Annotated in this window: 8 protein-coding genes; 2 read left to right on the top strand and 6 right to left on the bottom strand. The window is 72.0% G+C overall.

Translation table 11 applies throughout. The features are described 5' to 3' along the window. Positions 1-42: 42 nt before the first annotated feature. The 5 genes from ffh to nsdA all read right to left on the bottom strand — a co-directional run bounded on the left by ffh (position 43) and on the right by nsdA (position 7,745). Positions 43-1,605, bottom strand: a complete 1,563-nt coding sequence (ffh, locus tag ACWDUZ_RS23125; protein ID WP_451633684.1) for a signal recognition particle protein — start codon at positions 1,603-1,605, stop codon at positions 43-45. 131 nt (positions 1,606-1,736) lie between these two features. Continuing rightward, a complete protein-coding gene (locus ACWDUZ_RS23120; RefSeq protein ID WP_451633683.1) occupies positions 1,737-4,205 on the bottom strand; it encodes a [protein-PII] uridylyltransferase in 2,469 nt (822 codons plus the stop codon). Positions 4,206-4,250: 45 nt separating this feature from the next. Further along, positions 4,251-4,589 carry a P-II family nitrogen regulator gene (locus tag ACWDUZ_RS23115; RefSeq protein WP_451633682.1) on the bottom strand — a complete coding sequence of 113 codons (339 nt, stop codon included), beginning with the start codon at positions 4,587-4,589 and terminating at the stop codon, positions 4,251-4,253. Then, complete coding sequence (locus tag ACWDUZ_RS23110; protein ID WP_451633681.1) at positions 4,586-5,938, bottom strand: ammonium transporter; 1,353 nt, start codon at positions 5,936-5,938, stop codon at positions 4,586-4,588. The genes ACWDUZ_RS23115 and ACWDUZ_RS23110 overlap by 4 nt, the downstream gene beginning before the upstream one ends. A gap of 325 nt (positions 5,939-6,263) precedes the next feature. Beyond that, a complete protein-coding gene (gene nsdA / locus ACWDUZ_RS23105; RefSeq protein WP_451633680.1) occupies positions 6,264-7,745 on the bottom strand; it encodes a transcriptional repressor NsdA in 1,482 nt (493 codons plus the stop codon). A gap of 447 nt (positions 7,746-8,192) precedes the next feature. On the opposite strand from nsdA, the gene ACWDUZ_RS23100 reads away from it, so the two are divergent. Then, a complete protein-coding gene (locus tag ACWDUZ_RS23100) occupies positions 8,193-8,867 on the top strand; it encodes a bifunctional DNA primase/polymerase (RefSeq protein WP_451633679.1) in 675 nt (224 codons plus the stop codon). A gap of 98 nt (positions 8,868-8,965) precedes the next feature. Here the strand turns inward: ACWDUZ_RS23100 and ftsY are convergent, their stop codons facing one another. After that, complete coding sequence (gene ftsY, locus ACWDUZ_RS23095) at positions 8,966-10,177, bottom strand: signal recognition particle-docking protein FtsY (RefSeq protein ID WP_451633678.1); 1,212 nt, start codon at positions 10,175-10,177, stop codon at positions 8,966-8,968. Positions 10,178-10,398: 221 nt separating this feature from the next. On the opposite strand from ftsY, the gene ACWDUZ_RS23090 reads away from it, so the two are divergent. After that, a complete protein-coding gene (locus ACWDUZ_RS23090; RefSeq protein WP_451633677.1) occupies positions 10,399-11,847 on the top strand; it encodes a cytosine permease in 1,449 nt (482 codons plus the stop codon). Positions 11,848-12,429 lie beyond the last annotated feature (582 nt).

Here is a 12,429-nt window from a genome sequence, read left to right as displayed (position 1 = left end):
GTCGCGCGTCGTGCGACGGGTCGCGCTCCGCCGCCGGGCTGGTCAGCCCATGAACTTCTTGAACTCGTCCGGCAGCTCGAAGTCCTGGCCGCCCTGCTGCGGCAGCCCGAAGGCGTTGCCCCCCTGGGCACCGCCCTGGGCCGCGGCGGCGCGGCGCGCGGCCTCCTCCTGCTCCTGCTGCTTGCGCCTCATCGGGTTGCCCGAGCGCTGCTTGCCCTTGGCCTTCTTCTGCTGCTTCTTCTGCCGGCCGGGGCCGCCGCCCATGCCCGGGATCCCCGGCATGCCGGGCATGCCGCCGCCCTGGGCCATGCGGGACATCATCTTGCGGGCCTCGAAGAACCGCTCGACGAGGTTCTTCACCGCGCTGACCTCGACACCGGAACCCTTGGCGATACGGGCGCGGCGCGAGCCGTTGATGATCGTCGGGTCCTGGCGCTCGCCCGGAGTCATCGACTTGATGATCGCGGCGGTGCGGTCGACGTCGCGCTCGTCGATGTTGTTGATCTGGTCCTTGATCTGCCCCATGCCCGGCAGCATGCCGAGGAGCTTGGAGATGGACCCCATCTTCCTGACCTGCTCCATCTGGGACAGGAAGTCGTCCAGGGTGAAGTCCTGGCCCTTCTTCGACGCCAGCTTGGAGGCCATCTTCTCGGCCTCTTCCTGGCTGAACGTCTTCTCCGCCTGCTCGATCAGGGTGAGCAGGTCACCCATGTCGAGGATGCGGGAGGCCATCCGGTCCGGGTGGAAGGCGTCGAAGTCGTCGAGCTTCTCACCGTTGGACGCGAACATGATCGGCTTGCCGGTGATCTGCCGGATCGACAGGGCCGCGCCACCGCGGGCGTCGCCGTCGAGCTTGGAGAGCACCACACCGTCGAAGCCGACGCCGTCGCGGAAGGCCTCCGCGGTGTTCACGGCGTCCTGACCGATCATCGCGTCGACGACGAAGAGGATCTCGTCGGGGCCGACCGCGTCCCGGATGTCCGCGGCCTGCTGCATCATCTCGGCGTCGATGCCGAGGCGGCCGGCGGTGTCCACGATCACGATGTCGTGGACCTTGGTCCGCGCGAAGTCGATGGAGTCCTTGGCGACCTTGACCGGGTCACCGACGCCGTTGCCCGGCTCGGGGGCGTAGACGGCGACGCCGGCGCGCTCGGCGACCACGCTGAGCTGGTTCACGGCGTTGGGACGCTGGAGGTCACAGGCGACCAGCAGCGGGGAGTGGCCCTGTTCCTTGAGCCACCGGCCGAGCTTGCCCGCGAGGGTGGTCTTACCGGCACCCTGGAGACCGGCCAGCATGATCACGGTCGGCGGTTGCTTGGCGAAGCGCAGGCGGCGTGTCTCGCCACCGAGGACGGTGACCAGCTCGTCATTGACGATCTTGAGGACCTGCTGGGCCGGGTTCAGCGCCCTGGAGACCTCGGCCCCGAGGGCCCGCTCCTTGACGTTCTTGATGAACGTACGGACGACGGGCAGGGCCACGTCGGCTTCCAGGAGGGCGATGCGGATTTCGCGCGCCGTGGCGTCGATGTCCGCCTCGGAGAGCCGCCCCTTGCCACGCAGGTTCTTGAAAGTCGCTGAGAGGCGGTCGGAGAGAGTATCGAACACAGCGGCGTCGGTCCTCGGAGTAGGAGTCGTCTAGGGCTGCCCTCCAGGGTATCCGGCCCTGCAAGCGATTCGTCCCCACCCGCTGAGGACAGCGAGCAGGGACACACCACCGCGCGGCGCGGACCGCCAGGTCACGCCCGCAGTGTCCCCTCCAGCCGCCGCGCCACGGACGCCGCCTCCTCCTCCGGCAGCGGGTCGCCCGCCGGACCGGTGACGTAGAACGCGTCCACGGCGTTCGCGCCCAGCGTGCTCACGTGCGCGCTGCGCACCCGTACCTTCGCGTCCTCCAGCGCCCGCCCGATACGGAACAGCAGTCCCGGCGCGTCCTGGGCGCGGACCTCGATGACGGTGGCGTGCCGGGAGGCGGCCGGGGCGACCGTCACCCGTGGTGGGGGTGCCGCCACGCCCCGGCGGCGCGGATAGGCGGCGTCGCGTTCCGCGAGCCGGGCCGCGGTGTCCAGGGAGCCGTCCAGGGCCCGCACGAGGTCGGCGCGGAGCCGGGCGGCCTGGGGCAGCGAGCCGTACTCGGCGGCGACCCGCCAGTTCAGCAGCAGCACGGTGCCGTCGTCGACGCCGTCGGGCAGTTCCAGGGTGCGCAGCTCGGCGGTGCGGACCGTCAGCCGGTGCACGGCCAGCAGTCCGGCGACCGAGGGGAGCACGCCCGGCTGGTCGGGGACGGCGATCAGCAGTTCGACGCCGAGGGGCTCGGGTTCCCCGGACGGATCACCGAGTGGCTCCTCGGGCCGCGGGCGCAGCGCCAGGACCGGACCGCCGGTACGCCAGGCCTCGACGGCGAGCCGCTCGTGCTCGGCGGTGGGCGCGGCGGTGGTACCGGGGTCGTCGGGTACGTCCCCGGCAAGGACCGCGGAGACCCGCCGGACCAGGTCGGCGACGAGGGATCCGCGCCAGGACGACCAGGCGGCCGGACCGGTGGCCAGGGCGTCCGCCTCGGTCAGTGCGTGCAGCAGTTCCAGCGTGCCCTGGGTGCCGACGGCGTCGGCGACCGCGCGGACGGTCGCAGGGTCGTCCAGGTCGCGCCGGGTCGCGGTCTCGACGAGCAGCAGGTGGTGGCGTACGAGGCCGGCGAGGACGGCCGCGTCGGCGCGGTCGAAGCCGATCCGGCCGGCCACGTCCCGGGCGATGGTCTCGCCGGTGACGGAGTGGTCGCCGGGCCAGCCCTTGCCGATGTCGTGCAGCAGCGCGGCGACCAGGAGCAGGTCGGGGCGGCCGACCCGGCGGGTGAGTTCGGAGGCGCGCACGGCCGTCTCGATCAGATGGCGGTCCACGGTCCAGACGTGGACGGCGTTGCGCTGCGGGCGGCAGCGCACCCGTTCCCAGTCAGGCAGCAGCCGGGTGATCACACCCTCGGCCTCCAGCGCCTCCCAGACGTCGACGGTGGTGCGGCCGGAGCCGAGCAGGGTGACGAGTTGTTCGCGGGCCTCGGCGGGCCAGGGTGTGGGGAGGGGGCGCATGGTGGCGGCCAGGCGGCGTACGGCGTGCAGGGAGAGCGGTAGCCCGGCCTGTGCGGCGGCGGCCGCAGCGCGCAGCACCAGCACGGGGTCGCGTTCGGGGCGTGCGGTACGGGCGAGCACCACTTCGCCGTCCTGTTCGACCACGCCGTCGGCGAGCGGGGACCTGTCCGCCGCCGGTTTCCCGCCACCCAGCATGGCGCGCAGCCTCGGCCGCACGGAGCGCGACCTGATCACGCGCCCCACTTCGCGCCAGGTGACGTCGCCGGCGTAGGAGATGATCCGGGCCGCCTCGTACACCTGGCGCAGCAGGGCGTCGGCATCCAGCAGGCCCAGTGCGGCGGCGACCTGGTCCTGCTCCTGGAGGGCGAGCCGGTCGGTGGCGCGGCCGGTCGCCAGATGCAGGGCGTCCCGTACGTCGAGCAGCCGGCGGCGGGCGTCGGCGAGGCCTTCGCGCGGGGCGTCGGCGAGCCAGGAGGCGGCCACGGCGCGCAGGGCGGTGGCGTCCCGGAGGCCCCCGCGGGCCTCCTTGAGGTCCGGCTCCAGCAGGTAGCGCAGCTCGCCCTGGCGTGCCGCGCGTTCGGCGCACAGCTCCCTCAGCTCGGGAAGGCGCCGGGCCGCCTGGTTGCGCCAGTCGGCGAGGACGGCCGTGCGCAATTGGGCGGTCAGGGTGGCGTCGCCCGCGAGGTGGCGGGCGTCCAGCAGGCCGAGCTGGACCTTGAGGTCGTCGCCCGCGGTCCTGCGGGCCTCGGCCGGGGTGCGGACCGAGTGGTCGAGGGCGAGGCCGAGGTCCCACACCGGGTACCAGAGCCGGTCGGCGAGGGCGGCGACCCCGCCCTGGTCGCCGCCGTCGTGCAACAGGAGCAGGTCGAGGTCGCTGCGTGGCGAGAGCTCGCCGCGTCCGTAGCCGCCGACGGCGACCAGGGAGACGCCCCGCGGCGGCCGTCCGGCGCCGGTCTCGGCCGCGACCGCGTCGAACATTCCGGCGAGCCAGTCGTCGGTCAGTCCGGCGAGGGCGGCGCGGCGCGACGGCCCGGACCGCGCCCCCTCGCCGAGGAGGCGCAGCCGGGCCGCCGCATAGCCGCCGGTTCCCGAGCTGTCCGCTTCGTCCCGCACATCCATACCCGTCACCCGGCGACTCCCGTTCCCGTGCTCAGAGCGCGTCCGTCGTCCCGTTCAGAGGGCGTCCGGGCCGCGCTCGCCGGTGCGTACCCGGACGGCCGCGTCGACCGGGAGGCACCAGACCTTGCCGTCACCGATCTTGCCCGTGCGGGCCGCCTTGACCACGACATCGATGATCTGCTCGGCGTCGTCGTCCTCGGCCAGTACCTCGATGCGGATCTTGGGCACCAGGTCGACCGTGTACTCCGCGCCGCGGTAGACCTCGGTGTGCCCGCGCTGCCGGCCGTAGCCGCTGGCCTCGGTGACCGTCAGGCCGTGGACGCCGAAGGCCTGGAGGGCCTCCTTGATCTCGTCGAGCCGATGGGGCTTCACGACGGCGGTGATGAGCTTCATGCGTCCACCTTCTTGCTCTGCGCACTCTTGACGTTCTGGGTGGCGGCGCCCGCGGCCAGGGCACCGGCGACCCCGCCGCCCGCGCCGCTGAAGTCGTACGCGGTCTCGGCGTGCTGGGCCTGGTCGATGCCGGAGATCTCCTCGTCCTCGGCGACCCGCATCCCGATCGCCTTGTCGATCAGGAAGGCGAGGACGGCCGAGGCGACCAGGGAGTAGGCGAGGACGGCGAAGACTCCGGCGCACTGCTTCCAGAACTGGTCCAGGCCCCCGCCGTAGAACAGGCCCTTGACGTCCGACTGGCCCTCGCCGGAGGCGAAGAGGCCGATCAGCAGGGAGCCGACGATGCCGCCGACCATGTGGACGCCGACCACGTCGAGGGAGTCGTCGTAGCCGAACCGGTACTTCAGGCCGACCGCCATGGCGCACAGGACACCGGCGATGGCACCGACCGCGATCGCGCCGAGCGGGGAGACCGCCCCGCCGGAGGGGGTGATCGCGACCAGGCCGGCGACGGCGCCGGAGGCGGCACCGAGCGTGGTGCAGGCGCCGTGGCGGACCTTCTCGTAGCCGAGCCAGGCGAGCATGGCGGCGGCGGTGGCGATCTGGGTGTTGACGAACATCAGCGGGCCGACGCCGTCGTCGTTGCCGAGCCAGGAGCCGGCGTTGAAGCCGAACCAGCCGAACCACAGCAGGCCCGCGCCGAGCATGACCAGCGGAAGGCTGTGCGGTCGCATGGGGTCCTTCTTGAAGCCCACCCGCTTGCCGATGACGAGGATGACGCCGAGCGCCGCCGCACCGGCGTTGATGTGCACGGCGGTGCCGCCGGCGAAGTCGATGACGCCGAGGTCGAAGGCCCAGCCGCCGGCGCCCCAGACCCAGTGGGCGACCGGGAAGTACACGATCGTCGCCCACAGCACCACGAACAGCGACCAGGCGGTGAACTTCACCCGGTCCGCCAGGGCGCCGCTAATCAGGGCCGGGGTGATGATCGCGAACATCAGCTGGAAGACGGCGAAGACGAAGACCGGGATGGTGTAGCCGGGCCACAGGTCCGCCTTGCCGATCCCGCCGAAGCCGACGAAGTCGGAGGACCAGCCGACGAGCGAGCCGTGGTCGGTGCCGAAGGCCAGCGAGAAGCCGTAGAGCACCCAGAGAATGGTGACGATCCCGAGGCTGATGAAGCTCATCATCAGCATGTTCAGCGTGCTCTTGACGCGGACCATGCCTCCGTAGAAGAAGGCCAGGCCCGGGGTCATCAGCATCACCAGGGCGGAACAGATCAGCATGAAGCCTGTGTTGGCGGACGACAGCTTGGGTGCGTCCGCCGCAAGCATGATGGCTGGTGCCATCGGCGTCTCCTCGTCGGTTGTGCGGCCCCGTGCGGGCGAAGCCTTGAGCGGTCCGGTGATCGGGTCCGGACGGTGTCCGGGCCATGAGGGGTGGGCCGGTTATGCGCCACGAGATTGACGCAGCGCGGTTTCATTGGACGCCCCTCGTTGTTTCGCCGGGGTGACGAAGGCGCCGTGCGTGTTACGCGTGGATGAACTACGCGCGGGCATGAGTCCGGCCGCGGCGGCCTTCCGATGACCTGGCATGGGGGAGCCGAGTCGGGCAGTTCGGGAGGGCCGGCCGCGGCCGGGGTTCAGGGTGTCGTGGCTGGTTCGGGCCGGGGTCTCAGACGGCCTCGGCGGTCTCGGGGAGCTCGGCCGCGAGCTGCTCGGTGAGGTCGATGACCTCGCCCAGGTCGCCGTAGTCGCGTACGGCGTTGTCGACGGTCTTGCGAATACGGGTGTTCACCCGTTCGGAGCGGACCTTCTTGGCCACCTGCATGGCGTGCGCGGCATACCCGGTGCTCTGCTCGGGCTCGCGCCGGAGCAGGTGGACCGTGGCCATGCCGATGAGGTTCAGCGCGTACGACCGCTGGTGCTCGGGGTCTTCGGCGAAGAGCTGTACGGCCCTCTCCATCAGGGGCTGGGCCATCGAGGCGTACGTGGGGCTGCGGCCGGCGACGTATGCGAGGTCACGGAAGGAGTGGGAGTTCTCGCCGTACAGCTCCGCCTCGGAGAAGAAGCGGATCCAGTCGGGGTCGGGCTCGTCCCAGTCCTCGGCGTCGGCGAAGGCGTCCTCGGCCATCCGCACCGCGCGCTTGCACTTGCCGGGCTGGCCCATGTTGGCGTAGGCGCGGGCCTCCATCGCATACAGCATGGACTGGGTGCGCGGGCCGGCACAGTCGCGGCTGCCGTACTGGGCGAGATGGATGAGCTCCAGGGCGTCGTCGGGTCGGCCGAGGTGGATCATCTGGCGGCTCATGCTGGACAGGACGTAGGAGCCGAGCGGCTTGTCGCCGGCCTCCTTGGCGGCGTGCAGGGCGAGCACGAAGTACTTCTGCGCGGTGGGCTGGAGTCCGACGTCGTAGCTCATCCAGCCGGCCAGTTCGGAGAGCTCGGCGGCGACCTTGAACAGGCGCCTGGTGGTGGCCTCGGGCTGGGGCTCCTGGAGGAGGTCCGTCACCTCGTGCAGCTGGCCGACGACCGCCTTGCGGCGCAGGCCGCCGCCGCACTGGGCGTCCCACTGCCGGAACATCTTGGTGGTTGTCTCCAGCAGCTCCAGCTCCGGGCGGGAGAGGCGGCCGGGGCGGCGGTTCGCGGCGGACGGCTCCGGCTCGCTCGAGAGGGCCGGGGGCGAGGGCACGAGCCAGCGCTGCAGCGGCTCGATGAGGGACGGGCCCGCCGACAGCACCAGCGAGGTCCCGAGGAAGCCGCGCCGCGCCAGCATCAGGTCGCTGCGCGAGAACTCGCTGAGCAGGGCCACCGTCTGCGGGCCCGTCCAGGGCAGGTCCACGCCGGTCACCGACGGCGACTGGCGGGCGGTGCGCAGCCCCAGGTCCTCCACCGAGACGACGCACCCGAAGCGCTCGGAGAACAGCTCCGAGAGGATCTTGGGGATCGGTTCGCGCGGGTTCTCGCCGTCCAGCCAGCGCCGTACGCGTGAGGTGTCCGTCGAGATGTGGTTGGCGCCCAGCCGGCGGGCGTGGCGGTTGACCTGACGGGCGAGCTCGCCCTTGGACCAGCCGCTGCGCGCGAACCAGGAGGCGAGCAGCTCGTTCGGGCGCTTGTCGCTCGCAGCGTTCGTCCCGCTACCGCCTTTGCCGCTCACTGGAACGCCCCCATTCCTGAGACCACTTGTCGCCGAGTGCGCCAAGCCCTATCAGAATGCCGGTGACCGCCGCCGCCCGTCCGCCGGTTCTCACCCGTCGAACGGAGGGCCGACTTGCCTCCGGCATACCCACGAGTGCATGTGCCCCCAGGACTCGCACACTCACAGTAATCCTACGATCACCGTTCCAGCCACGGGGATTCCTGAAACGCCACCATTCGCCACCCCTTCGAATGAACTCTCGGTGGCCTTGGCGCGATTCACTTGACATAGGACAGCCGCGGGCCCGGTGAAGCGGTGCAGACCGGGGCGCGTGCTGACGAGCGCACCACCCGGGGCGCTTCCGGACGCCGCCCGGAGCCGGCGGGGCCGGGGAGGGATGGGCACACAGAGTCACGATCCGCATCGCGACGTAACCATCGAGGTGGCGGACCCGTTGGAGGGGGCATGGGCTTCACGATCGGCGGCATTCGCGAGATCCGCTCCGGCGCGCGGCGGCGCGGCCGGTCGTACCGCGCTTCGGAGTGCACGGCGGTGGCCGAGTACACGGGACTGTGGGGCTGGGACGTGGCACGGGGCGCGCGGGCCGTCGGCGACGCCTGCTCCTGTGGCCGCGCCGACTGCCCGGCACCGGGCGCCCACCCGCTGGACTTCGCCCCCGAGATCCGGGCCGGGGCCACTCTCGACGAGGTGACCCGTGCGTGGGCCGAGCTGCCGGGCGCGGCGGTGATGCTGGCGGTCGGGCGGGCGTTCGACGCGATCGAGGTCGCCGAGCCCACTGCCCGACGCGCCCTGGCCCGCATGGAGCGCATGGGCCTCCCCCTCGGCCCCGTGACCGCGGCCCCCGACGGCCGCGCCCACTTCTTCGTCGCCCCGGGGACGGCGCCCCAGCTCCCCCGCCTGCTCTACCGCATGGGCTGGGACGACCCGGCCTCCCTCGACCTGCGCGGCCTGGGCCCGGGTACGTACCTCACCGCCCCGCCCTCCGATCTCGGCGGCCGGGGCCCGGTCCGCTGGCTGCGCCCGCCCGCCCTGGACACCACGGGCCTGCCGGAGGCACGCCTGTTGCTGGGCACCCTGGCGTACGTCGCCCACCGCTCGCGGGCGCGGGAGAACTGGTAGGGCGTGACCGCATCGGCGGCGCGTCCCCTACGACCACGACGGCAGCGCCCGTCCCCACCGACCGGGGGACGGGCGCTGCCGTACGGACGAGGGATCGGTCAGTCGCCGATGAGGGCGTCCACGAACGCCTCCGGCTCGAACGGGGCCAGGTCGTCCGCGCCCTCGCCGAGCCCGACCAGCTTGACCGGGACACCCAGCTCGCGCTGGACCGCGACCACGATGCCGCCCTTGGCGGTGCCGTCGAGCTTGGTGAGCACGATGCCGGTGATGTCGACGACCTCGGCGAAGACCCGGGCCTGCACCAGGCCGTTCTGTCCCGTGGTGGCGTCGAGCACGAGCAGCACCTCGTCCAGCGGGGCGTGCTTCTCGACGACACGCTTGACCTTGCCGAGCTCGTCCATGAGGCCGGTCTTGGTGTGCAGGCGGCCGGCGGTGTCGATGAGCACCACGTCGGAGCCCATCTCCTTGCCCTCCTTCACCGCGTCGAAGGCCACGGAGGCGGGGTCGCCGCCCTCGGGACCGCGCACGGTGTAGGCGCCGACCCGCTCACCCCAGGTCTGAAGCTGGTCGGCGGCGGCGGCGCGGAAGGTGTCGGCGGCGCCGAGCACGACGCTGCGGCCGTCGGCGACCAGGACCCGGGCGAGCTTGCCGGTGGTGGTGGTCTTGCCGGTGCCGTTGACGCCGACGACCATCACGATGCCCGGCTTGCTGGTGGCCGGCTCGGTCTTCACCTCGCGGTCCATGGTCGGGCCGATCAGCGTGAGCAACTCCTCGCGCAGCAGTCCGCGCAGCTCCTCGGGGGTGCGGGTGCCGAGCACCCGGACCCGCTCGCGCAGCCGCTCGACCAGTTCCTGAGTGGGCTGCACGCCGACGTCGGCGGTGAGCAGGGTGTCCTCGATCTCCTCCCAGGTGTCCTCGTCGAGGTGCTCGCGGGAGAGCAGGGTGAGCAGGCCCTTGCCCAGGGCGTTCTGCGACCGGGAAAGACGGGCGCGCAGCCGGACCAGACGTCCGGCGGTGGGCTCCGGGACCTCGATCTCGGGCACCGGGAGCTCTTCGACGACGGGCGGCTCCTCGACGGCGACGGGGGGTGTGCCGTCCGGAAGGTCCACCTCCTCGATCGTCCGCCGCGGCTCCTCGTGCGGCGTCTCGGCCTCCTCGCCGACGTGCGGCTCGGCCGGAGGGGCGGTGATGTCGGGCGGGCTGGGCGGTGGCGGCGGCAGCGGCTTCCTCCGCCGGCTGCCGACGACGAGCCCGCCGAGCGCGCCGAGCACCACCACGGCGATGACTACAGCAAGGATGATGGTTTCCATAACGGCTCCAGTATCAGCCATGGGTACCGGCGGGAACCGGTTTGCGGGGTCCGCCGAGAGACAAACGCCACTCAAAGCCATGAGTCGGATCAAAGTACGATGGTCCGGGTATCGCCCGTACGCGTAGAGTCCCGACGTCACCGTCCCCCGCGAGGGCTCGCCCGGCTCCCCCACGACACGGCACCTCGCGCCCCCACGAACGAGGCACGGACCCCTTCTTCATGAGCAAGCCCGCCGACACCGAAGGCACCCTGGAGACCCGCGGCATCGAACAGGTGCCCGACCACGAACGCACCGCACGGACCCGCGAGCTGTTCCCCACCTGGGTCGGCGCCAACATCAGCGTGTTGCTGCTCACGATGGGCGCGAGCCTGGTCGTGGCGTACCACCTCGATCTCTGGCAGGCGCTCGTCGTCGCCGTGGCCGCGCCCGTCGTGTCGTACGGCCTGGTCGGGCTGATCGGCATCGCGGGCAAGCGCGGCGGGGCGCCCGGCATGGCGCTGTCCCGCGCGGTCTTCGGGCAGCGCGGCAACCTGCTGCCCGGTTCGCTGATCTGGGTCGCCCGCTGGGGCTGGGAGACGATCAACGCGGTGACCGGCGCGTATGCCATGCTCACCATTCTGGACATCGTGTTCGGCCTGAAGGCGAACAGCGTGCTCGACATGGTGATGCTGCTGGCGTTCGTGGTCGCGACCTTCGCGATCTCCGGGCTCGGCATCAACGCCGTGCAGAAGTGCAACAAGTACGCGACGTACCTCTTCGGTCTGTTCTCGATGCTGGTCCTGGCCTATCTGGTCGTGGAGACCGACTGGTCGAGGGTGTTCGCCCACTCCGCCGGTTCGACGGCCGCGGTGATCACCGGTATCGGCATGATCGCGGCGGGCGGTGTCAGCTGGATCCCGAGCGCCCCGGACTTCACCCGCTACCTGCCGCGCACGGCTTCGTCCAAGGCGATCGTGGGCACCTCGGTCGGTGGCGCCGGCATCGTCGTCCTGCCCATGGTGCTCATGGGCGCGGTGATGGCGGTCTCCACTCCGGACCTGGCCTCGGCCGCCGACCCGGTCTCCTTCCTCGGCGAGATCCTGCCGACCTGGATCGCGGTGCCGTACCTGCTGATCGCGCTGATCGGCATGCTGCTGATCAACTCGATGTCCATGTACTCGGCGGGCTTCACCGCGCAGACTCTCGGTTTCAAGGTGCCGCGCCACTGGGCGGTCTCGGTCAACGCCGTGATCTCGCTGGCCTTCGGCGGGGTGCTGATGCTGGTGGCGACCAGCTTCATGGGTTCCTTCATCGCCTTCCTGTCGCTGCTCGCGGTCGCCTTCTCCGCCTGGGTCGGCGTCTTCGGCGCGGACATGCTGCGGCGTACGGAGTACGACGGCGCGGCCATGGCCGACACCACCCGCACCAGCGCCTACTGGTACAAGGGCGGCTTCTCCCCCGCCGCGGTGGCCGCCTGGGCCATCGGCCTCGGCGCGGGCCTGCTGTTCACCACGTCCGACTGGTTCACCGGCCCGCTCGCCCACAACAACGTCATCGGCGAGTACGGCCTCGGGTGGGTCGCCACCATCGTGATCTCCGGCGCGCTGTACCTGCTGCTGCCGAAGCCGACGGTGCCGACGCCGCGCACCGCGGCACCCGTCGAGCAGCGGCAGGCCGTCACCGTCTGACACGCGGCCCGCAGTCCCCTTCCACCGGCCCGGCGGAGGGGGACTTTCGCATGCACGGGGCATCCGCCGACCGACGCGCCCAGCTTCCAGCCCGCAGCCCCGCCAGGGGCGCACCCCCACGATGGGAAGGCCGCCGGCGGACGGAAGCGGGCCGTGGGGGTGCGTCCACATGCCCGCCCGTACCACGGCCCCCTCCGGCCGGCTCGACTCCTCCGGGCCGTATGTCCGTGCGCGGCGGGCTGGACGCACCGCCGCGGCCCTCGCCCCACGACGCAGCGCCAGCACCCTCGCAACGCAGGACCGGCAGCCCACGACGCACCGCACGCGCGGCAGACGCCCTACGGCGACGCGCGACCCGGCAAACGCACCGAGGCGCCTCACCCACCCCCGGGAAGCGCACGCACGCAACGTCGTCGCCCCCGGTCCGGGCAGTGGCCGGGCCCGCGGGGGCGGGGGGGGCGAGGAAAGGGGCAGCGCGGCGGGGGCCCCGGACCGCCGGGCGGGGGTGGGTGGCCGCCGCCGCCCCCGCCCACGATTTGGTCACCGGGTACACCGAGAACGGCTCGGGGGTGCAGGTCGAGG

The sequence above is a fragment of the Streptomyces sp. NPDC003393 genome (assembly GCF_053589015.1).
Note: the sequence above shows the minus strand (reverse complement) of the source record. Positions and strands in the feature narration are given on the sequence as shown.

What these genes read in the sequence shown, in the direction of transcription:
- ACWDUZ_RS23115 (WP_451633682.1), bottom strand. Translation starts at nt 4,589, where the DNA reads ATGAAGCTCATCACCGCCGTCGTGAAGCCCCATCGGCTCGACGAGATC.
- ACWDUZ_RS23110 (WP_451633681.1), bottom strand. Translation starts at nt 5,938, where the DNA reads ATGGCACCAGCCATCATGCTTGCGGCGGACGCACCCAAGCTGTCGTCC.
- ACWDUZ_RS23100 (WP_451633679.1), top strand. Translation starts at nt 8,193, where the DNA reads ATGGGCTTCACGATCGGCGGCATTCGCGAGATCCGCTCCGGCGCGCGG.
- ftsY (WP_451633678.1), bottom strand. Translation starts at nt 10,177, where the DNA reads ATGGAAACCATCATCCTTGCTGTAGTCATCGCCGTGGTGGTGCTCGGC.
- ACWDUZ_RS23090 (WP_451633677.1), top strand. Translation starts at nt 10,399, where the DNA reads ATGAGCAAGCCCGCCGACACCGAAGGCACCCTGGAGACCCGCGGCATC.